Annotated in this window: 20 protein-coding genes; 5 read left to right on the forward strand and 15 right to left on the reverse strand. The window is 64.5% G+C overall.

Features of this window, described 5'->3' with window-relative positions; translation table 11 throughout:
• Positions 1-26 precede the first annotated feature (26 nt).
• The 3 genes from PF66_RS18560 to exbB are packed head-to-tail and all read right to left on the reverse strand — an operon-like array spanning position 27 to position 2185.
• Positions 27-779 (reverse strand): energy transducer TonB family protein, encoded by a 753-nt coding sequence (locus PF66_RS18560; protein WP_054061277.1) that lies wholly within the window; start codon positions 777-779, stop codon positions 27-29.
• On the reverse strand, positions 776-1204 hold the full coding sequence (exbD, locus tag PF66_RS18565; protein ID WP_054061276.1) for a TonB system transport protein ExbD: 429 nt from the start codon (positions 1202-1204) through the stop codon (positions 776-778). The genes PF66_RS18560 and exbD overlap by 4 nt, the downstream gene beginning before the upstream one ends.
• 6 nt (positions 1205-1210) lie before the next feature.
• Positions 1211-2185, reverse strand: coding sequence for a tonB-system energizer ExbB (gene exbB, locus PF66_RS18570; protein ID WP_054063489.1), 975 nt, complete (start codon positions 2183-2185; stop codon positions 1211-1213).
• A gap of 190 nt (positions 2186-2375) precedes the next feature.
• On the opposite strand from exbB, the gene PF66_RS18575 reads away from it, so the two are divergent.
• Positions 2376-3230, forward strand: a complete 855-nt coding sequence (locus tag PF66_RS18575; RefSeq protein ID WP_054056354.1) for an SDR family oxidoreductase — start codon at positions 2376-2378, stop codon at positions 3228-3230.
• A gap of 96 nt (positions 3231-3326) precedes the next feature.
• On the opposite strand, the gene PF66_RS18580 is transcribed toward PF66_RS18575, so the two are convergent.
• From PF66_RS18580 to PF66_RS18605, 6 genes are all read right to left on the reverse strand, one after another.
• A complete protein-coding gene (locus tag PF66_RS18580) occupies positions 3327-4061 on the reverse strand; it encodes a hypothetical protein (protein WP_054056355.1) in 735 nt (244 codons plus the stop codon).
• Positions 4062-4134: 73 nt separating this feature from the next.
• The gene (locus PF66_RS18585) at positions 4135-4515 is read right to left on the reverse strand and encodes a RidA family protein (protein ID WP_054056356.1); all 381 of its coding nucleotides are present in this window, start codon (positions 4513-4515) and stop codon (positions 4135-4137) included.
• A 33-nt stretch (positions 4516-4548) separates the two neighbouring features.
• Positions 4549-6654, reverse strand: coding sequence for a bifunctional GTP diphosphokinase/guanosine-3',5'-bis pyrophosphate 3'-pyrophosphohydrolase (gene spoT, locus PF66_RS18590; protein ID WP_054056357.1), 2106 nt, complete (start codon positions 6652-6654; stop codon positions 4549-4551).
• Between the two features lie 60 nt (positions 6655-6714).
• Positions 6715-6978: a DNA-directed RNA polymerase subunit omega gene (gene rpoZ, locus PF66_RS18595; RefSeq protein ID WP_026144814.1), complete on the reverse strand. Its 264-nt coding sequence runs from the start codon at positions 6976-6978 to the stop codon at positions 6715-6717.
• 169 nt (positions 6979-7147) lie between these two features.
• Positions 7148-7768 carry a guanylate kinase gene (gene gmk, locus PF66_RS18600; RefSeq protein WP_054056358.1) on the reverse strand — a complete coding sequence of 207 codons (621 nt, stop codon included), beginning with the start codon at positions 7766-7768 and terminating at the stop codon, positions 7148-7150.
• A 12-nt stretch (positions 7769-7780) separates the two neighbouring features.
• Positions 7781-8644: a YicC/YloC family endoribonuclease gene (locus tag PF66_RS18605; protein WP_054056359.1), complete on the reverse strand. Its 864-nt coding sequence runs from the start codon at positions 8642-8644 to the stop codon at positions 7781-7783.
• A gap of 241 nt (positions 8645-8885) precedes the next feature.
• Here PF66_RS18605 and rph point away from each other — a divergent pair, with 241 nt between their 5' ends.
• Complete coding sequence (gene rph / locus PF66_RS18610; RefSeq protein WP_054056360.1) at positions 8886-9608, forward strand: ribonuclease PH; 723 nt, start codon at positions 8886-8888, stop codon at positions 9606-9608.
• Positions 9609-9697: 89 nt separating this feature from the next.
• On the opposite strand, the gene PF66_RS18615 is transcribed toward rph, so the two are convergent.
• Positions 9698-10477, reverse strand: a complete 780-nt coding sequence (locus tag PF66_RS18615) for an exodeoxyribonuclease III (RefSeq protein WP_017901686.1) — start codon at positions 10475-10477, stop codon at positions 9698-9700.
• An 81-nt stretch (positions 10478-10558) separates the two neighbouring features.
• Here PF66_RS18615 and pyrE point away from each other — a divergent pair, with 81 nt between their 5' ends.
• Together pyrE and PF66_RS18625 are read left to right on the forward strand one after the other, a co-directional pair.
• Positions 10559-11203 (forward strand): orotate phosphoribosyltransferase, encoded by a 645-nt coding sequence (gene pyrE, locus PF66_RS18620; protein ID WP_054056361.1) that lies wholly within the window; start codon positions 10559-10561, stop codon positions 11201-11203.
• A 6-nt stretch (positions 11204-11209) separates the two neighbouring features.
• Positions 11210-11791 (forward strand): hypothetical protein, encoded by a 582-nt coding sequence (locus PF66_RS18625; RefSeq protein ID WP_054056362.1) that lies wholly within the window; start codon positions 11210-11212, stop codon positions 11789-11791.
• 67 nt (positions 11792-11858) lie between these two features.
• Here PF66_RS18625 and argB read toward each other — a convergent pair whose 3' ends face one another.
• The 4 genes from argB to coaBC all read right to left on the reverse strand — a co-directional run bounded on the left by argB (position 11859) and on the right by coaBC (position 17164).
• On the reverse strand, positions 11859-12764 hold the full coding sequence (gene argB / locus PF66_RS18630; protein WP_017901683.1) for an acetylglutamate kinase: 906 nt from the start codon (positions 12762-12764) through the stop codon (positions 11859-11861).
• Between the two features lie 52 nt (positions 12765-12816).
• Positions 12817-14202 carry a phosphomannomutase/phosphoglucomutase gene (gene algC, locus PF66_RS33300; RefSeq protein WP_204375717.1) on the reverse strand — a complete coding sequence of 462 codons (1386 nt, stop codon included), beginning with the start codon at positions 14200-14202 and terminating at the stop codon, positions 12817-12819.
• A gap of 1292 nt (positions 14203-15494) precedes the next feature.
• Entirely contained in the window at positions 15495-15950 is a 456-nt protein-coding gene (gene dut / locus PF66_RS18640; RefSeq protein WP_054056364.1) for a dUTP diphosphatase, read from the reverse strand.
• Positions 15951-15955: 5 nt separating this feature from the next.
• Entirely contained in the window at positions 15956-17164 is a 1209-nt protein-coding gene (gene coaBC, locus PF66_RS18645) for a bifunctional phosphopantothenoylcysteine decarboxylase/phosphopantothenate--cysteine ligase CoaBC (RefSeq protein WP_054056365.1), read from the reverse strand.
• 136 nt (positions 17165-17300) lie between these two features.
• On the opposite strand from coaBC, the gene radC reads away from it, so the two are divergent.
• The gene (radC, locus tag PF66_RS18650; RefSeq protein ID WP_054063491.1) at positions 17301-17975 is read left to right on the forward strand and encodes a RadC family protein; all 675 of its coding nucleotides are present in this window, start codon (positions 17301-17303) and stop codon (positions 17973-17975) included.
• Positions 17976-18114: 139 nt separating this feature from the next.
• Here the strand turns inward: radC and PF66_RS18655 are convergent, their stop codons facing one another.
• Complete coding sequence (locus PF66_RS18655) at positions 18115-19704, reverse strand: ABC transporter substrate-binding protein (RefSeq protein ID WP_054063492.1); 1590 nt, start codon at positions 19702-19704, stop codon at positions 18115-18117.
• Between the last annotated feature and the right edge of the window lie 95 nt (positions 19705-19799).

Consider the following 19799-nt stretch of genomic DNA (forward strand, 5'->3'; position numbering starts at 1 on the left):
ACGGGTTGCGTGGGATTCGGGAAGGGCTAGCGGTTGCGCTTGTCGATCGAGTAGACGAAGGGCGCAACGATCTCGATGCTGCCGTTGGTCAGCATGTCGGCCGGCGGCTTGGGCAGCGGCTGGGCACGACGGATCATTTCCAGGGTGGCCCGGTCCAGGTCGGCGTTGCCCGAACGGCCCACCAGTTCGTACGAGAGCACCTTGCCTTCGGCGTCGACGACGAAGCGCAGACGGTTCAGGCCTTCCTTGCCGCGCGACTGGGCGGCAGGCGGGTACTTCTTGTACTTGCCCAGGTGCGCCAGCAGGGTGCCTTCCCAGCTGGCCTTGGCGGCGAGCTGCTGGGGCGATGGGCCCGGTGCCGGCGCCGCGGATTTCTCCGGCGGACGGGTGGTCGGCGGCTCCTCGGAAGGTTTCTCCTCTTCCTTGGGCTTTTCCTTCTCCGGTTCCTTCTTCACTTCCGGCTTGGGCGGCTGTGGCTTGGGTTTGGGCTTGACCGGCTTGGGGACCGAGATCGTCGGTTTCGGTGCCTCGGCCAGCTTCGGCAGCGGCAGCTCTTCCTCCGGCTCCGGCGGCTTCGGCGGGGTCACCACCTTGGGCGGGGCCGGTGGGGGCGGCGCGGGCGGCAGCGGGGCCAGCTCGACCATCATCGCCTGCGGCGGCAGTTCGATCGGCTTGGACACCGACCAGTTCAGGGCGGCGAGGATCGCCACCGCGTGAACGCCCAGCACCAGGGCCAGGCTACCGCCGTAACGCGTCAGTTTTTGGCGCGTCGTGATCATTTCTTGGCTGCCGTCTCAAGTCCGACCAGGCCGACCTTCAGGTAACCGGCCGCGCGCAGCGCGTCCATGACGTGCATCAGGTCGCCGTAGTCCACACCCTTGTCGGCCTGGAAGAAGATGGTGGTGTCCTTCTTGCCATGGGTCTTGGCGTCCAGGGCCGGGCCCAGGGACTCGGCCTTGACCTCTTCCTCGCCGAGGAACAGCTTCTGGTCGGCCTTGACGCTGAGGAACACCGGTTTCTCGGGCCGTGGCGACGGCTTGGCGGTCGAGGCCGGCAGGTCAACCTTGATGTCCACGGTGGCGAGGGGCGCCGCCACCATGAAGATGATCAGCAGTACCAGCATCACGTCGATGAACGGCGTGACGTTGATTTCGTGGTTCTCGGACAGCTCGTCGTCCGCGCCTTCCTTCAAATGCAGACCCATGGCGGATTAACCTACCTTGACCATGTGCGGCTGGCTGGCGCGCTCGGACGGCAGGTGGTCCAGGTCACGGCTGACCAGCAGCAGAACCTGGGCCGAAGCGTCGGAAACCTGGGCCTTGTAGCCGGCGATGGAGCGGGCGAAGACGTTGTAGATGACCACCGCCGGAATGGCGGCGACCAGGCCGAGGGCGGTCGCCAGCAGGGCTTCGGCGATACCCGGGGCAACCACGGCGAGGTTGGTGGTCTGGGTCTTGGCGATGCCGATGAAGCTGTTCATGATGCCCCATACGGTACCGAACAGACCGACGAACGGTGCGGTGGAGCCGATGGTGGCCAGTACGCCGGTGCCGCTGCTCATGTTGCGGCCGCAGGCGGCCACCAGGCGCTCCAGGCGGAAGCTGACGCGTTCCTTGATACCTTCCTTCTCGCGGCTGTTGGCCGACAGACGCATTTCCTCGAGGGCATCGTGCACCAGCAGGTTGGCCAGGGTACCTTCCTTGGCGGCGGTGGCGCTGGCGTCCTTGAGGGTCACGGCTTTCTTCAGGCTGGCGATTTCACCGCGCAGGCGACGCTTGGCGCCCAGCAGTTCGAAGCCCTTGGCGATCCAGATGGTCCAGGTGATGATCGAGGCGATGGCCAGGCCGATCATGACCAGCTTCACGATGATGTCGGCGTTCTGGTACATGCCCCACGGAGACAGGTCGTGGGACATGCCCAGGCTGTTGCCTTCGGCTGGCAGTGCGTCGGTATCGGAGGCCTCGGCCGGGGCGGCGTTCTCCACGGGGGCCTGGTCGGCCGCGATCGGCGCGGTCGCGGCCGGTGCTGCTGCGGTGGCGGCCGGTGCGGCGTGGTTGGCCGGCTCATCGGCGAATGCGGCGGTCGGGGCCAGCAACAGGCTGAACAGCACCGCTGCCACCGAGCGCCAGACGCGCGACGGGCTGTGGAACTGGGTTGGCGAGGCGGAGGAGTGAATGCGTGTCATGCTGGCCGGACCTGAGCGAAGTAAAAGTGGGTCTTGTCCTTCCAGGCCTCGTTGGGCCGAGAACAAATGGGTGGTCATTATTGCAAGTAATTCTTGTTAACAGAAGTAATAGAGTATCTTTTTTTCTTCGATTGCTGGCCGTTCGTCCATTCCTGACGCTAGGCTGTGGCCCTTTGCGTGGAGGTTTCCGATGTCCGCTCCTTCTGTTCTGATTGCCGGCTGCGGGGATGTCGGTTCTCGCCTGGCCAGCCAACTGCTGGGCCGGGGCTGGCAGGTCTACGGTCTGCGCCGCTCGATTTCCCGTCTGCCGGAGGGCGTGCAGGGGGTGGCGGGCGATCTGTTCAGTGCGCAGCGCCCTGCGGGCTGGCCGACCGGTTCACTGGACTATGTGGTGTATTGCGCGGCGGCGACCGAGCACGACGAGGCCGGCTATCGGGCGGCCTATGTCGACGGTCTGCGGCATGTCCTGGGCTGGCTCGGGGAGTCCGGGCAGCGGCCACGGCGGCTGTTGTTCGTCTCCAGCAGCAGCGTCTACGTGCAGCAGCAGGGCGAGTGGGTGGATGAAACGTCGGCGACCGAAGCCGAGGGTTACTCCGGGCGATTGATGCTCGAGGCCGAGCAACTGGCACTCGACAGTGGCATTGCGGCGAGCCGGGTGCGCCTGACCGGGATCTACGGGCCGGGCCGCGAGTGGCTGCTGACTCAGGTGCGCCGGGGTTATCGGGTGGCTGTCGAGCCACCGCTCTACGGCAATCGCATTCATGCCGACGACGCGGCCGGGTTGCTGGCATTCCTGCTGGAGGCCGATCGGGCGGGCCGGGTGCTGGAGGATTGCTACATCGGTGTCGATGATGCGCCAGCTCCGTTGGCCGAGGTGGTGGCCTGGTTGCGCGAATACCTGGGGGTCACCGAATGGGATGCCGAGGCCAGCGTGCGTCGTACTGGCAGCAAGCGTTGCAGCAACGCCCGGGCACGGGCGCTGGGCTGGGTTCCGCGTTATCCCAGTTATCGCGAGGGGTATGCGGCGATTCTCGAAGGGCGCTGAAAGCTTCGTCGGCAAGCCCGCTCCCACAGGAGCCTGGCTTGCCAGGCCTTGAGTGCGTCTTCGCCGGCAAGTCGGGCTCCTACAGGAACGGTGTTGTCACTTTTCCAGCAGCCACTGGCGATTGCCGGGATAGAGCTGTGGCTTCTCGTCGGCGGCCGCCGAGTTCAGCGCCTGGAAGATCTCCAGTTGCTTGCCCTTGCGGACGAAGATCCAGGCATTGCCGCGGTCGCCCTGCTGCAGCCAGATGCTGTCGTTGTCGCCGCTCATCGAGGCGCAGTCGCCCGCCAGGCACAAGGCGTAACGATCGGCGCCCGGCAGGCCTTCGAGGCGTCCGTCCGGAAGGAATTTCACCTCGCTGCCTTCACCCGGGCCACTGACGATTTTCCAGTCGCCGCCCATGAACGCCGAATACAGCGCCTGCTCGAAGCTGGCACCGACCGGGGCGTTGGCCGGCAGTTCGGTCGGGGCGCGGACGAACGGCTGCTCGGGCTCGTAATCGCTGGCGCCCTGGATCAGCTCCTTGCCGTCGCGGGCCAGCGAGGTGCCGGCGCTGCCATAGAAGTCGACATGCCACTGCTTGCCATCGGCACGCACTTGCCCTTCAGGGCGCTCGAAACCGTTGCTGTATTTGGCCTGGCCGGTGCGGGTGTCGACACTCCACTCCAGGTTCGGCCCATAAGTGGCCAGGGCTTCGCGCAGGCTGCCCTTTTTCACGGCCGCGTCGATGGCGGCCTGGTTGATCCAGGTACCGCTGACGTCATATTTGGCGGGATCGCTGGCGCAACCGCCAAGCAGGAGGGCGAACAGCGGGAGGGCTAGCGCTTTGCGCATGGTGAAATCCTTGCAGGCGAGGCTGGCGCGCTGTCGGGGGTCGCGCCAGGCAGTGCGGTGTGGTTCCGGGGGCTTATTCGATGACCAGGACGGCGTCCATCTCGACTTGCGCGCCGCGTGGCAGCGAGGCAACGCCGATGGCGGCTCGCGCCGGGTACGGCTGTTCGAAGTACCTGCCCATGATCTCGTTGACCTTGGCGAAGTGGCTCAGGTCGGTGAGAAAGATGTTCAGCTTGACGATGTCCCGGAACGAGCCGCCGGCGGCTTCGGCCACGGCCTTGAGGTTCTCGAACACCTGCACGGTCTGGGCCTCGAAGCCTTCCACCAGTTCCATGGTCCTGGGGTCCAGGGGAATCTGGCCGGACATGTACACGGTGTTGCCGGCCTTGATCGCCTGGGAGTAGGTGCCGATGGCAGCAGGGGCCTTGTCGGTGCTGATAACGCTCTTGGTCATGAATGACTCCTTGTAATGTCCGGCCGCGGGAGGCTACGCACGCATGCGGGTGATGCGGATCACTCCGGCCAGGGCGCGCAGTTTCTTGATCACCCGGGCCAGGTGCACGCGGTCGTGCACGCTGACCACCAGCTGGACCACGCTGATGCGACCATCGCGTTCGTCCATGCTGATCTTCTCGATATTGCCGTCGGCCGCGTTGACGCTGCTGGCCAGCAGGGCGATCAGGCCGCGCTGGTGTTCCAGTTCGACACGCAGCTCGACGTTGAATTCGCCGGTGACATCCTTGGCCCAGGAGAGCTGGATGCATTTTTCCGGGTTGTGGCGGATTTCGCTGATATTGCGACAGTTTTCCAGGTGCACGACCATGCCCTTGCCCGCCGACAGGTGGCCGACGATCGGGTCGCCCGGAATCGGCGTACAGCACTTGGCATAGCTGAGCACCAGGCCTTCGGTGCCGCGAATCGCCAGCGGGCCCTCGGGGCTCGGCAGCTGTTCGCCCTCGCCCAGCATGCGTCGGGCCACCACGTAGGCCATGCGGTTGCCCAGGCCGATGTCCTCGAGCAGGTCCTCGATCAACTCCAGGCGGTACTCGTGGAGGATCGATTGCACGCGCTCGGCCGGAATCCTGTCCAGGGCACTGTCGAAACCGTTGAGCACCTTGTTCAGCAGGCGCTCGCCGAGGGCGATGGATTCCGAGCGGCGTTGCAGCTTCAGGGCGTGGCGGATATGGGTACGGGCCTTGCCGGTGACCACGAAGTTGAGCCATGCCGGGTTCGGCCGGGCGCCGGGGGCGCTGACGATCTCGACCGTGGAGCCACTTTGCAGCGGTTCGGACAGCGGGGCGAGACGGCGATTGATCCGACAGGCAATACAGCTGTTGCCCACGTCGGTGTGCACCGCGTAGGCGAAGTCGACCGCCGTGGAGCCCTTGGGCAGCTCCATGATCCGGCCCTTGGGCGTGAACACGTAGACCTCGTCCGGGAACAGGTCGATCTTCACGCTCTCGATGAATTCCAGGGAGTTGCCCGCGCGTTGCTGCATCTCCAGCACGCCCTTGACCCACTGGCGGGCGCGGGCATGGGTGCCCTTGGGCTGCTCGTCGCCGCTGGACTTGTACAGCCAGTGGGCGGCGATGCCGTTGTTGGCCATCTCTTCCATTTCGCGGGTGCGGATCTGGATCTCGATCGGTACGCCGTGCATGCCGAACAGCGTGGTATGCAGCGACTGGTAGCCGTTGGCCTTGGGAATCGCGATGTAGTCCTTGAAACGGCCGGGCAGCGGCTTGTACAGGTTGTGCACGGCGCCGAGCACGCGATAGCAGGTGTCGACCTTGTCGACGATGACCCGGAACGCATAGACGTCCATGATCTCGTTGAAGGCCCGGCGCTTGCCGCGCATCTTCTTGTAGATGCCGTAGAGGTGTTTCTGCCGGCCGCTGACTTCGCCCTGGATACCGTCCACCGCCAGGCAGTGGCTCAAGGATTCCTCGATCTTGTTGACGATTTCCTTGCGGTTGCCGCGGGCGCGCTTGACCGCCTGGTAGATGCGCGCCGAGCGCATCGGGTGCATGGCCTTGAAACCCAGGTCCTCGAACTCGATACGCACCGCGTGCATGCCCAGGCGGTTGGCGATGGGCGCGTAGATCTCGAGGGTTTCCTTGGCGATGCGCCGGCGTTTTTCCCCGGACAGCACTTCCAGGGTGCGCATGTTGTGCAGGCGGTCGGCGAGCTTGACCAGGATCACGCGGATATCGCGGGCCATGGCCATGGCCATCTTCTGGAAGTTTTCCGCCTGGGCTTCGGCCTTGGTCTCGAAGTTCATCTGGGTCAGCTTGCTGACCCCGTCGACCAGTTCGGCCACGGTCTCGCCGAACTGCGCCTGCAGCGCTTCCTTGGCGATCCCGGTGTCTTCGATCACGTCATGCAGCATCGCGGCCATCAGGCTCTGATGGTCCATGTGCATGTCGGCAAGAATGCTCGCCACCGCCAGCGGGTGCGTGACGTAGGCTTCGCCGCTGCGACGGCGCTGGCCGTCGTGGGCCTGTTCGGCGTAGAAGTACGCCCGGCGGACCAGGTTGACCTGGTCGGCACCGAGGTAGGTCGATAAGCGATCGGCGAGGGCGTCTATGCTCGGCATGAGGTTTCCCCCGGCCGAAGCCTTGTACCCTGCGCCGTGCTACGTCGACCAGGCATAGGCTTAGACGGCCTCGTTGGACTCGTCCTCGAAAGCCGCGAACAGAGGTTCGTCTTCGACGATCTCCTCGTTGGCGATCATTTCGTAGTTCACCAGGCCTTCGGCGATTTCACGCAGGGCAACGACGGTAGGCTTGTCGTTTTCCCATGCCACTTTCGGCTCTTTGCCGCCGGTCGCCAGTTGACGAGCACGCTTGGTGGAGAGCATGACCAGCTCGAAACGGTTATCCACGTGTTCTAGGCAGTCTTCAACGGTTACGCGGGCCATGGTGTTCCTCGTAGCAAATGCGGTAGGCGGGCTGCCCGGATGGGCGAGCGGACTCAACAGTTTAAAAAATCACCAGCGATTAGGGAAGCGCTGTTTTTTTCAGCAGAGATTCCGTTGCGCCACAAGGTGCAATGTAAAGCCCTTGCGACGCTTTTGGAAAGTCTTTGTTTCAGGCCAGCAACTCGCTCAACAGGGCGGCATGCTGCTGTTGCTGCGGCTGCTGTTGCAGCCGGTTGGCGCGGAAGATCGCCTTGAGATCGTCCAGGGCGTGGGCGAAATCGTCGTTGATGATCAGGAAATCGTACTCGACGTAGTGGCTCATTTCGCTGACCGCTTCGCGCATCCGGCCTTCGATGATTTCGTCGCTGTCCTGGCCGCGGTTGTTCAGGCGCTGGCGCAGGGCCTGCTGGCTCGGCGGCAGGATGAAGATCGAGCGGGCCTGGGGCATCTGCCGGCGGACCTGCTGGGCGCCTTGCCAGTCGATCTCCAGGATCAGGTCGTGGCCGGCGTCGAGGGTCTGCTGCAGGCTGCTCTGGGAGGTGCCGTAGAGGTTGCCGAAGACTTCGGCCTGTTCGAGGAAGTCGCCCTGTTCGGTCAGGCGCACGAACTCGGCGCGGTCGACGAAGTGGTAGTTCACTCCGTTGGTCTCGCCCGGGCGCATGGCGCGGGTGGTGTGCGAGACCGACACGCGGATCTGCGGCTGGGCGTCGATCAGGGCCTTGACCAGGCTGGTCTTGCCTGCGCCCGACGGTGCGGAAATGATGTAGAGGGTGCCAGTGCTTTGGGTCATGTCGGGGTAGCCTTACTCGATATTCTGTACTTGTTCGCGCATCTGTTCGATCAACACCTTGAGGTTGACCGCGGCGGCGGTGCTGCGCGGGTCGAAGGCCTTGGAGCCCAGGGTGTTGGCTTCGCGGTTGAGCTCCTGCATCAGGAAGTCCAGGCGCCTTCCGGCGGCACCGCCGGACTTGAGCACCCGGCGTACTTCGATGATGTGGGTGCTCAGGCGGTCGAGCTCTTCGGCGACGTCGCTCTTCTGCGCCAGCAGGACCATTTCCTGTTCCAGGCGCAGCGGGTCCAGTTCGGCCTGCATGTCGGCGAAGCGGTCGAGAATCTTCTGGCGCTGGGTGGCGAGCATCTGCGGCACCTGCTCGCGCAGGGTGGCGACATCCTCCTCGATCGCGGCCAGGCGCTCGTTGATCAGGCGGGCCAGTTCCGCACCTTCGCGCTCGCGACCTTTCCTGAGTTCTTTCAAACCATCGGCGAACAGGGCCAGGGCCTGGTTGTTCAGGGCCTGCGGGTCGCTGGCGTCGGCCACCAGCACGCCGGGCCAGGCCAGGACTTCCAGCGGGTTCAGGGCAGCCGGCTGCTTGATCAGGCTGGCGACGGTCTCGGCGGCGGCGATCAGTTGCGTGGCGCGCTCGCGGTCGATCTGCAGCGGCTGGCCGCCGGTTTCCTCGGTGTAGCGTAGGGTGCATTCCAGCTTGCCGCGGGACAGGCCCTGGCGCAGGGCTTCGCGCACGGCGCCCTCGAGGTCGCGGAACGATTCCGGCAGGCGCAGGTGCGGTTCCAGGTAGCGGCTGTTGACCGAGCGCAGCTCCCAGCTCAGGGTGCCCCGGGTTCCGGCACTTTCGACACGGGCGAAGGCGGTCATGCTATGGACCATGGAAGTACCTCGCTGTTCGGGCCTGCCGACGTTGTCGGGCGGGCCTGATGGGTAGATTGAAGCCGACTGGCAGCAAAGGCGCAGGATTGTAGCGCAGTGTGGCGGGCAGGACGAAGGTCTCCTGCCCTGTGGTTGGGTTGTAGACGCCGGAAGTATGCTGTTGGATTTTTAGAAGTGCCCAGCGCCGGCCATGACCTCTATAATGCCGGGTAGATTTCCGTCCCTGTACAGGTATTCCCAGATGAAACGTCCAAGTGGTCGCGCCGCCGATCAGCTTCGCTCGATCCGCATCACCCGCAACTACACCAAACACGCCGAGGGATCTGTACTGGTCGAGTTCGGCGACACCAAAGTGATCTGCACGGTCAGTGTCGAGAATGGGGTGCCGCGCTTCCTCAAGGGGCAGGGCCAGGGCTGGCTGACCGCCGAGTACGGCATGTTGCCGCGGGCGACCGGTGAGCGCACCCAGCGCGAAGCCAGCCGTGGCAAGCAAGGTGGCCGGACCCTGGAGATCCAGCGTCTGATCGGGCGTTCGCTGCGCGCAGCGCTGGACATGTCCAAGCTCGGCGACATCACCCTGTATGTCGACTGCGATGTGATCCAGGCCGATGGCGGCACCCGCACGGCGTCGATCACCGGCTCCATGGTGGCGCTGGCCGACGCGCTGAAGGTGATCAAGAAGCGCGGTGGCCTCAAGGCCGGTAACCCGCTCAAGCAGATGATCGCCGCCGTGTCGGTGGGCATGTACCAGGGCGAACCGGTGCTGGACCTGGACTACCTGGAAGACTCCGCTGCCGAAACCGATCTGAACGTGGTGATGACCAGCACGGGCGGTTTCATCGAAGTGCAGGGCACCGCCGAAGGTGCGCCGTTCCAGCCTGAAGAGCTGAATGCGATGCTGGAGCTGGCGAAGAAGGGCATGGGCGAGATTTTCGAATTGCAGAACGCCGCCCTGGCTGACTGACCGGTACGAGCAGATGCAAAAAAGCCGACAGGATGTCGGCTTTTTTGTGGGCGCTGTCCAGGTTCCCGCCGGGACCCTGTCTCACTGGCTCAGATGGTCAGCGTCCAGTCGTAGTCCACGATCAGCGGCGCGTGCTGCGAGAAGCGCGGCTGGCGTGGCAGGCGGGCGCTGCGCACGGAGCGACGCAGACCCGGCGTCAGGATCTGGTAGTCGAAACGCCAGCCGAGGTTGAGCATCTCGGCTTGTTCGTTATCCGGCCACCAGCTGTACTGGTCACCTTCACGGCTGACTTCGCGCAGGGCGTCGACATAGCCCATGTTGCCGAGAATTTCGTCCATCCAGGCCCGTTCCGGAGCCAGGAAGCCCGGAGACTGCTGGCTGTCGCGCCAGTTCTTGATATCGAGCTTCTGTTGCGCCACGTACAGCGAGCCGCAATAGATGTATTCACGACGTTTGCGCCGCTGCTTGTCCAGATAGCGGGCGAAGTCGTCCATGAGCTTGAACTTCTGGTTCAAGTCTTCATCGCCGTTCTGCCCTGATGGAAGCAGCAAGGTCGCGATGCTGACCTTGTCGAAATCGGCTTGCAGGTAGCGCCCGTAGCGGTCCGCCGTCTCGAAACCGAGACCGCTGATGACGGCCTTCGGTTGCAACCGCGAGTACAGAGCCACGCCACCCTGGGCGGGGACTTCGGCATCGCAGGCATAAAGGAAGTAGCCATCCAGTTGGAAGGCTGGATCATCCAGTTCAAAGGCGGAGGCGCGGGTGTCCTGCAGGCAGATGACGTCGGCATTCTGGGCTTGCAGCCAACTGAGCAAACCGCGCTCGACTGCAGCCTGAATACCATTGACGTTCACACTGATGATCCGCATAAATGGCCCCAAAAATCACGTGCGTGTATGATACCCGAGGTCTACCTAATTAGCTAAATTCGTGGTATTTGGGGTTTTTTCATGCAGGCGTATCAGCGCGATTTCATCCGTTTTGCCATCGATCGCGGGGTTTTGCGCTTCGGTGAGTTCACCCTGAAGTCGGGGCGTACCAGCCCGTACTTCTTCAATGCCGGCCTGTTCAACTCAGGTTCCGCGCTGGCCCAGCTGGGGCGTTTCTATGCCGCGGCGATCGTCGACAGCGGCATTCCCTTCGACGTACTGTTCGGCCCGGCCTACAAGGGTATCCCGCTGGCGGCCGCGACCGCCGTGGCCCTGGCCGAGCATCACCAGCGCGACCTGCCCTGGTGCTTCAACCGCAAGGAAGCCAAGGCCCATGGCGAAGGCGGCAGCCTGGTGGGCGCGCCACTGACCGGCAATGTGCTGATCATCGACGACGTGATCACCGCCGGCACCGCGATCCGTGAGGTGATGCAGATCATCGAGTCCCAGGACGGCGCGAAGGCCGCGGGCGTGCTGATCGCACTGAATCGCCAGGAGCGTGGCAACGGCGAGTTGTCGGCGATCCAGGAAGTCGAGCGCGATTTCGGTATCCCGGTGGTGAGCATCGTCTCGCTGAACCAGGTACTGGAATTCCTCGCCGGTGACGAGCAGCTCAAGCAGCACCTGCCCGCGGTGGAGGCCTACCGCGCGCAGTACGGGATCTGATTCCCCTTGCGCCCGGTCTGCCTGTTTCTGGCCCTGGCGCTTGGCGCCCCGTTCGCCGTACAGGCGGACGAGGTGCTGTTCTATCGGTATGTCGATGACAAGGGCGTCACCGTGCTGGACCGCCAGGGTGTGCCGCCGGAGTACGTCGGCAAGGGCTACCAGGTGCTGAACCAGCAGGGCCGGGTGGTGCAGACCGTGGCTCCGGCGCTCACGCCCGAACAGCAGCAGCGCAAGCAGGCCGAGAAGGCCCAGGCGGATGCCAATGCCCAGTTGCTGCAGCGCTATTCCAGTGTCGAGGACGTCGACAAGGCCCAGGCCCGCAGGCTGGCCGAGCTGGATGCGCTGATTGCCAACGTGCAGAACAACCTCCAGGCGCTGCTGGCCCAGCAGGCGGGCCTGCAGGGCCAGGCGGCGGAGCAGGAGCGTGCCGGCAAGGAGGTTGCTCCCGAGTTGCTGGCGCAGCTCGGCGGCCTGCGCGACGAGCAGGTGCGGATGAAGGCCGATATCGCCAGGTATCAGGCGGCGCGGGTCCGGGTTCAGCAGGACTTCGCCGCGGATCGGGCGCGGGTCGAGCAGTTGTTGCGCTGAGATCTCGGCCATGAAAAAGCCCCGCCCGGTTTCCCGGAGCGGGGCTTTTTCATTAGGGGTGTCCGGATCAGTGACGCTTGCGGTTGCTGATCAGGGTGCCCATGCCGGTGTCGGTGAAGATCTCCAGCAGCACCGCATTCGGTACCCGGCCGTCGATGATCAGCGAGCTGCCCACGCCGCCCTGGACCGCTTCCAGTGCACACTGGATCTTCGGCAGCATGCCACCGTAGATGGTGCCGTCGGCGATCAGCGCGTTGACCTGGTCGGTGCTCAGGCCGGTCAGCACCTTGCCTTCCTTGTCCAGCAGGCCGGCGATGTTGGTCAGCAGCATCAGCTTCTCGGCCTTCAGCGCCTCGGCGATCTTGCCGGCCACCAGGTCGGCGTTGATGTTGTAGGACTCACCGTTGGCGCCGACGCCGATCGGCGCGATCACCGGAATGAAATCGCCCTTGACCAGCAGGTTCAGCAGGTCGGTGTTGATCCCGACCACTTCACCCACCTGGCCGTAGTCGATGATTTCCGGTGCGGTCATCTCCGGGGTCTGGCGGGTGACGGTGAGTTTCTTCGCCCGGATCAGTTCCGCGTCCTTGCCGGTCAGGCCGATGGCGCTGCCGCCGTGGCGGTTGATCAGGTTGACGATGCTCTTGTTCACCTGGCCGCCGAGGACCATTTCCACCACGTCCATGGTCTGCGCATCGGTGACGCGCATGCCGTCGACGAAATGGCTTTCGATGGACAGGCGCTTGAGCAGGTCGCCGATCTGCGGGCCACCGCCGTGCACGACCACCGGGTTGATGCCCACGGCCTTCATCAGCACGATATCGCGGGCGAAGCCGGTCTTGAGCTCTTCGCTTTCCATAGCGTTGCCGCCGTACTTGATCACCAGCGTCTTGCCGACGTATCGGCGGATGTAGGGCAATGCTTCGGAAAGAACCTTGGCGGTGTTGGCAGCGGCTTCGCGTTCGAGGGTCATTCAGGGCTCCGGTGAAACAAGTGGTCAGGCGGTGTTCTACACCGCCCGGATGTCAGAACGGTAATTGGAGATCGGGTGCAACACGTTTGAGCTGGGCGTGGAACACGTCCTTGATACGCTGCAGCTCGTCCTCGGTATCGGCCTCGAAGCGCAGTACCAGCACCGGTGTGGTGTTGGACGCGCGAACCAGGCCCCAGCCTTTGGGGTAGTCGACCCGGACCCCGTCGATGGTGGTCAGGTTGGCATCGCCCCATTGTGCGTCGTGCAGGGCTTCAATGATGCTGAATTTGCCCTCGTCGGTCACATTAATGTTGATCTCCGGCGTGGAAATATCGTTCGGGAAGGTCGCGAACAGCTCCTCGGCGCTGGATTTCTCCTGGCTGAGGATCTCCAGCAGGCGTGCCGCGCTGTAGATGCCGTCGTCGAAACCGAACCAGCGTTCCTTGAAGAAGATATGGCCGCTCATCTCGCCGGCGAGCAGGGCACCGCTCTGCTTCATTTTCTTCTTGATCAACGAATGACCGGTTTTCCACATGACCGGGCGACCGCCATATTCCTGGATCAGCGGGGTCAGGCGGCGGGTGCATTTGACGTCGAAGATGATATCCGCGCCAGGGTTGCGTGACACCACGTCCTTGGCGAACAGCATCAGCAGGCGGTCGGGAAACACGATGCTGCCGGTGTTGGTCACCACGCCCACGCGGTCGCCGTCGCCATCGAAGGCCAGGCCCACGTCGGCGTTGGTTTCCTTGACCTTGGCGATCAGGTCCTCGAGGTTTTCCGGCTTGCCCGGGTCCGGGTGGTGGTTCGGGAAGTTGCCGTCGACTTCGCAGAACAGCGGGATCACCTCGCAGCCCAGCGCTTCAATCAACCGGGGCGCGATCACGCCGGCGGCGCCGTTGCCGCAGTCGACCACCACCTTGAGTTTTTTCGCCAGGACGATGTCCTCGCGGATCTGGCTGAAATAGCGGTCGAGGATCTCGACCTTCTCGATGCTGCCCTTGCCGCTGCTCAGGTCGTTGGTCTTGAGGCGGGTGTGCAGGGCCTGGATCTGTTCGTTGGCCAGGGTGTCGCCGGCGATGATGATCTTGAAGCCGTTGTAGTTCGACGGGTTGTGGCTGCCGGTCAGCATCACCCCGGACTTGCCCGCCAGCACGTTGGCCGCGTAGTACAGGGCCGGGGTCGGCACCAGGCCGACGTCGCTGACGTGGCAGCCGCTGTCATGCAGGCCCTGGATCAGTTGCTGGACCAGTTCCGGGCCGGACAGGCGGCCGTCGCGGCCGACCGAGACATTCGGTTCGCCCTGGGCCAGGCTCTGGGAGCCGATGGCGCGGCCGATCCAGTAGGCGGTCTCGCCGTTCAGGGTTTCCGGGACGGTGCCGCGGATGTCGTAGGCGCGGAAGATGCTGTCTGGAAAGGTCGGTACGGTGCTGTTCATGGGTTGAGGGTGCTCCGTTCTCAGGAAGTCCTGGTTTTCGTCGAGAATGTCGATATCAAGGATGTCGACACCTTGGAATAGCGGATCGGTCCAGTTGGCACCGTGGGTGACGGGCTGGATCGGCTCCGGGGCACTGCTGGTCGTCTGGCCCGGGTCAATGCCGGTGTGGTCCGTGGTGGCGACAGGCTGGGCGTTGCGCTGGGAGAAGCGCGCCAGTTCCTGCGCCAGTCCATTCAGGGCCGGCAGGCTCAAACTGAAGGCTTTGACGGCTTTTCCGCTGGAGAGTTCGTGAAGCAGTTGTTCCAGCTGTCGGGCATCGTCGTCGAGACGCTGTTGCAGGCGCCGGTGGGTCAGCCGGATCGCCAGTGCGGCGCTGCCGAGCGCCAGCGCGATGGCCAGCAGCAGGAAGCCGTAGACCTGGAGCGGATAGCCGAACTGGAAGGCCGTTCCCGGGACGAACTTCAGTGTCCAGTTGCCATTGCCGGTGCCGAGTGGGTAGCTTTCGGTCGAGGCGCCGATACCGCGCTGATCGAGCACCTGCTCCGGGCTGCCGAGAATGCTCTGGGTCAGGTGTAGCGAGCCGATGTTCTCTTGCCAATAGCTCAGGGGTTGCAGCAGCCGTTGCAGGTCGAAGACCAGCAGCAGGGTGCCGGCCACTGGCGCGTCCGTTGTCTCGTGCAGCGCCGCGACGCTGTAGACCAGCCAGCGCTGGCCGACCTTGTAGGCTTCCGGTGGGGGTTTGACGCCACGCTCGGCGCGCCGGATCAGGTCCAGTGCCGAGAAATTGAGCGGTGCCGCACGATCGGTGAGAGGCTGGGCGGCGTCGCGCAGGTTCAGTTGCGCATCCACCAGGCCGGGCAGGTAGCGCAGGCTGTTTTCCGCCGCTTTCACGGCATTGCCGTCCGGGTTTTGCAGGGCCTTGAGCAGGGCAGGGTTGAGCGCGGCGGCGTCGGTCTCGGCGATCAGGTCGTTGGTGACCTGGCTCAGCCTGGACGCAGCCGTGCTACCGGCCGATTGCGCCATTTGCGAGCGAAAGAACTGATGGGTGGGGGCCAGTACGCCGAACCAGAGCAGTGCGGCCGCCAGAAGCACGCCGCCGAGCGCGATTTTCAGGCCTGGCAGCAGTGGATGGGCGGCCTCGTTCGAAGACGGCTGGTCATGATGTCCGGGTCCGTTGCCGGCCTTTGCACTGCGCTTGAAGCCTTTCAAATACCGCCTCCGCGAAACTCATCCTGAAATGCCGCGCGAATCATCCTGGCCGGTTTCTCGGCACCGGCCAGGATCAGCGTAGGTCAATGGCTGCCCGAATGCCCGAAACCGCCAGCACCGCGCTGGGTTTCGTCGAACTCCTGGACCAGTTCGAAGTGCGCCTGGACCACCGGTACCAGTACCAGTTGGGCGATGCGTTCGCCGACGGCGATGGTGAAGGCGCTCTGGCCGCGGTTCCAGCAGGAGACCATCAGTTCGCCCTGGTAGTCCGAATCGATCAGGCCCACCAAGTTGCCGAGGACGATACCGTGTTTGTGGCCCAGGCCCGAGCGCGGCAGGATCAGTGCGGCCAGGCCCGGGTCACCGATGTAGACCGACAGGCCGGTGGGAATCAGCAAGGTCTGGCCCGGTTCCAGTACGGTGTCCTGCTGCAGCATGGCGCGCAGGTCGAGGCCGGCGGAGCCGGGCGTGGCGTACTGCGGCAGGGGGAATTCGCTGCCGATGCGCGGGTCGAGGATCTTGGCTTGCAAAGCGTGCATGGGGATTAAACCTGGTTCAGTCGTGAAGCGATGAAAGAGATCAGCTGGCGGGCGATCTTGCCCTTGCTGGTCTGGGTGAAAACGGTGGCCTGCAGGTCGCGGTCGATCACGCTGCAGGCGTTCTCCTCGCTGTTGAAGCCGATGCTGGGGTTGGCCACGTCATTGGCGACGATCAGGTCGAGGTTCTTGTCCTTGAGCTTGCGCGCGGCGTAGTCGAGCAGGTGCTCGGTCTCGGCGGCGAAGCCGACACTGAAGGGGCGGTCGGGGCGGCCGGCGATGGTTGCCAGGATGTCCGGGTTGCGCACCATCTGCAGCAGCAGGCCGTCGCCGGTCGTAGGGTCTTTCTTGAGTTTTTGCGGGGCAACGACTTCCGGGCGGTAGTCCGCTACCGCGGCGGAGGCGATGAACAGGTCACAGGGAATCGCGGCCTCGCAGGCGGCGAGCATGTCGCGGGCACTGACCACATCGATACGGCTGACCCGGTCCGGTGTCGGCAGGTGCACCGGGCCGGTGATCAATGTCACCCGGGCGCCGGCTTCGACCGCGGCCTCGGCCAGGGCGAAGCCCATTTTTCCGGAGCTGTGATTGGTGATGTAGCGAACCGGGTCGATGTTTTCCTGGGTCGGGCCGGCGGTGATCAGCACATGCCGGCCGGTCAGGGCCAGGTGCTGGAAGCAGTCGGCGGCGCGCTGGGCCAGGTCGGTGGCCTCGAGCATGCGGCCCAGGCCGACGTCGCCACAGGCTTGACTGCCGGCGGCCGGACCGAAGACCTTGAAGCCGCGGCTTTGCAGCAGCTGGGTGTTGGCCTGGGTCGCCGGGTCGCGCCACATGGCCTGGTTCATGGCCGGTGCGATGGCGACGGTGGCATCGGTGGCGAGCACCAGGGTGGTCAGCAGGTCATCGGCGATACCCTGGGCCAGGCGGGCGATCAGGTCGGCGGTGGCCGGTGCGATCAGCACCAGGTCGGCCCATTTCGCCAGTTCGATGTGGCCCATGGCGGCTTCGGCCGCCGGATCGAGCAGGTCCAGGTGCACCGGGTGCCCGGACAGCGCCTGCATGGTCAGCGGGGTGATGAATTCGCTGCCGCCACGGGTCATGACCACGCGTACTTCGGCGCCCTGGTCGAGAAGTCGGCGAACCAGCTCGGCGCTTTTGTAGGCGGCAATGCCGCCGCCGACGCCGAGAACGATGCGTTTCCGATACAGCCGCTGCATAGGCCTGCCTTTTAGTGTCCAGTGATTACTTCCCCCGAGGACGCCTCCCCAGGCCGGTTCGGGGGTGAAAAAGATGGACTACGATAACACAGCGCCCGTCATGGAACAGCGGGCCCCAGGGGCACAGGGAGGTGTGATGAGTATTCGTGATTGGCCGGCGGCGGAGCGGCCGCGGGAGAAATTGCTGGAGTTGGGAGCGGCCAGTCTGTCCGATGCCGAGTTGCTGGCGATCTTCCTGCGCACCGGTGTGTGCGGCAAGAGCGCGGTGGATCTGGCGCGGCATCTGTTAGGGCAATTCGGTAGTTTGCGTAGTCTGTTGGAGGCAGGCCAGCGGGAATTCAGCCTGGAGCTGGGCCTGGGGCCGGCGAAGTTCGCCCAGTTGCAGGCGGTGCTGGAAATGGCCCGCCGGCATCTGGCCGAGCGTCTGCGGCGCGAGTCGGTACTGGAGAGTCCGCGGGCGGTACGCGATTACCTGAAGGCGATGTTGCGCCATGAGGCCCACGAAGTGTTCGGCTGCCTGTTCCTGGATGCCAAGCACCGGGTGTTGGCCTTCGAAGCGCTGTTTCGCGGCACCATCGACAATGCCAGCGTGTATCCACGGCAGGTGGTCAAGCGGGCGCTGGCGCACAATGCGGCGGCCTTGATCCTCTGTCACAACCACCCGTCGGGGGTGGCCGAGCCCAGTCACTCCGATCGGCTGCTGACCGGCCGCCTGCGCGATGCACTGGAACGGGTGGACGTGCGGGTGCTCGATCATTTCGTGATCGGCGATGGCGAGCCGTTCTCGATGATGGAGCATGGGATGATGTAGCGCACGGCCCCGTTTCCGGGGCCGCTAGTGGCCTGTGTGGCTAATTCGCACACTCGACTCCGGGTCCAGGGCCTCGCCAGACTGCGCTGCTGGACCCGAATTTGAGTATTCGAATTAACCGTACAGGCCACTAGGCGGATCAGGGCTTGACGCTGACCTTGGCGAAGTCCTGGCGCCCGAACGGGCTTACCTGGTAGCCGTGGACGTCCTTGCGCACCAGGGCGAAGGCGGTCGGATGGGCCAGCGGCAGCCAGAGTGCCTGCTGCTGGATCTGGGCCTGGGCCTGCTGGTAGAGCTTGCTGCGCACGCCCTGCTCGCTGGTGGTTTTCCCGGCGCTGATCAGCTTGTCCAGGTTGGCGTCGCAGTAGCGGGCGAAGTTGGTCCCGGACTTCACGGCGGCGCAGGAGAATTGCGGGGTCAGGAAGTTGTCCGGGTCGCCGTTGTCGCCGGCCCAGCCCATGAACAGCAGGTCATGTTCGCCAGCCTTGGCGCGACGGATCAGTTCGCCCCATTCGATCACGCGGATTTCCGCCTGGATGCCCACTTCGGCGAGGTCGGCCTGCAGCAGTTGCGCACCGAGGCTCGGGTTCGGGTTGAGCAGGCTGCCGGATGGCCGGGTCCAGAGGGTGGTCTGGAAGCCGTTCTTCAGCCCGGCCTTGGCCAGCAGCGCCTTGGCCTTCTCCGGGTCGTGGGCGTAGCCGGGCAGGTCCCCGGCGTAGCTCCAGGTGTTGGGCGGATACGGGCCGTTGGCGGCTTCGGCGGTATCTTCGAAGACGGCCTTGAGGTAGCTGGTCTTGTCGAAGGCCAGGTTGATCGCCTGGCGCACCTCAGGCTTGTCCAATGGCGGGTGCTGGCTGTTGATGGCGACGAACGCGGTCATGAAGGCAGCGGTCTTCTCCACCTTGAGTGCCGGGTCCTTGCTCGCCGAGCCGACATCCAGGGGCTTGGGCGAGAGGGCGATCTGGCATTCGTTGCGCTTGAGTTTCTGCAGGCGCACGTTGGCGTCCGGGGTGATCGCGAACACCAGGGTGTCGACCGCCGGCTTGCCGGCGAAGTAGTCCGGGTTGGCGCTGTAGCGGATCGAGGCGTCCTTCTGGAAGCGGCCGAACACGAACGGGCCGGTGCCGATCGGCTGGCTGTTGAGTTTTTCCGGGGTGTTGGCCGCCATCAGCTTGTCGGCGTACTCCGCCGAGTAGATGGAGGCGAAGCCCATGCTCAGGGCGGCGAGGAAGGTCGAGTCCGGGTGATCGAGGGTGAAGCGCACGGTCAGCGGATCGGTGGCCTCGACACGCTTGATCAGCGCCGGCAGTTGCAGTGACTGGGCGTGGGGGAAGCCGCTCTGGGCAATCTTGTGCCAGGGGTTGGCCGGGTCGAGCATGCGCTCGAAGCTGAAGCGCACGTCGGCCGCGCTCAGGTCGCGGGTCGGCTTGAAGTAGTCGGTGTGATGGAACTTCACGCCCGGATGCAGCTTGAAATCGTAGGTCAGGCCGTCATCGGAGACGGTCCAGCTGTCGGCCAGGCTCGGTACCAGCTTGCCGCTGGCGGCATCGAAGTCCACCAGGCGGTTCATCAGCACGTCCGCCGAGGCGTTGGTGGTGGTCAGCGAGTTGTACTGCACGACGTCGAAGCCTTCGGGGCTGGCCTCGGTGCAGACGCTCAACGAGGTCGCGGCATGGGCCAGCGGGCCGAAAAACGGGACGAGCAATAGCGGCAGGGCAGCGAAGCGCATGTTCAGTTTCCTTTGCAGGTCGTTGTCCCATCTGCGAGTGCAGTCTGGAAAAACCTCTACCCTAGTACCCCGGACGGCAATTGACTATCCCATTT

The organism is Pseudomonas asplenii (genome assembly GCF_001293465.1).
GTDB lineage: Bacteria > Pseudomonadota > Gammaproteobacteria > Pseudomonadales > Pseudomonadaceae > Aquipseudomonas > Aquipseudomonas fuscovaginae_B.

Bases quoted from the DNA above. Each gene is read 5' to 3' on its own strand.
- dut (WP_054056364.1), bottom strand. From the start codon at position 15,950: ATGCACGCTTTGCAAGCCAAGATCCTCGACCCGCGCATCGGCAGCGAA.
- argB (WP_017901683.1), bottom strand. From the start codon at position 12,764: ATGACCCTCGAACGCGAAGCCGCTGCCAACACCGCCAAGGTTCTTTCC.
- gmk (WP_054056358.1), bottom strand. From the start codon at position 7,768: ATGACCCAAAGCACTGGCACCCTCTACATCATTTCCGCACCGTCGGGC.
- PF66_RS18560 (WP_054061277.1), bottom strand. From the start codon at position 779: ATGATCACGACGCGCCAAAAACTGACGCGTTACGGCGGTAGCCTGGCC.
- rph (WP_054056360.1), top strand. From the start codon at position 8,886: ATGAAACGTCCAAGTGGTCGCGCCGCCGATCAGCTTCGCTCGATCCGC.
- algC (WP_204375717.1), bottom strand. From the start codon at position 14,202: ATGAACAGCACCGTACCGACCTTTCCAGACAGCATCTTCCGCGCCTAC.
- PF66_RS18580 (WP_054056355.1), bottom strand. From the start codon at position 4,061: ATGCGCAAAGCGCTAGCCCTCCCGCTGTTCGCCCTCCTGCTTGGCGGT.
- PF66_RS18605 (WP_054056359.1), bottom strand. From the start codon at position 8,644: ATGGTCCATAGCATGACCGCCTTCGCCCGTGTCGAAAGTGCCGGAACC.
- spoT (WP_054056357.1), bottom strand. From the start codon at position 6,654: ATGCCGAGCATAGACGCCCTCGCCGATCGCTTATCGACCTACCTCGGT.
- coaBC (WP_054056365.1), bottom strand. From the start codon at position 17,164: ATGCAGCGGCTGTATCGGAAACGCATCGTTCTCGGCGTCGGCGGCGGC.
- PF66_RS18615 (WP_017901686.1), bottom strand. From the start codon at position 10,477: ATGCGGATCATCAGTGTGAACGTCAATGGTATTCAGGCTGCAGTCGAG.
- radC (WP_054063491.1), top strand. From the start codon at position 17,301: ATGAGTATTCGTGATTGGCCGGCGGCGGAGCGGCCGCGGGAGAAATTG.
- PF66_RS18575 (WP_054056354.1), top strand. From the start codon at position 2,376: ATGTCCGCTCCTTCTGTTCTGATTGCCGGCTGCGGGGATGTCGGTTCT.
- rpoZ (WP_026144814.1), bottom strand. From the start codon at position 6,978: ATGGCCCGCGTAACCGTTGAAGACTGCCTAGAACACGTGGATAACCGT.
- pyrE (WP_054056361.1), top strand. From the start codon at position 10,559: ATGCAGGCGTATCAGCGCGATTTCATCCGTTTTGCCATCGATCGCGGG.
- PF66_RS18585 (WP_054056356.1), bottom strand. From the start codon at position 4,515: ATGACCAAGAGCGTTATCAGCACCGACAAGGCCCCTGCTGCCATCGGC.
- PF66_RS18655 (WP_054063492.1), bottom strand. From the start codon at position 19,704: ATGCGCTTCGCTGCCCTGCCGCTATTGCTCGTCCCGTTTTTCGGCCCG.
- exbD (WP_054061276.1), bottom strand. From the start codon at position 1,204: ATGGGTCTGCATTTGAAGGAAGGCGCGGACGACGAGCTGTCCGAGAAC.
- exbB (WP_054063489.1), bottom strand. From the start codon at position 2,185: ATGACACGCATTCACTCCTCCGCCTCGCCAACCCAGTTCCACAGCCCG.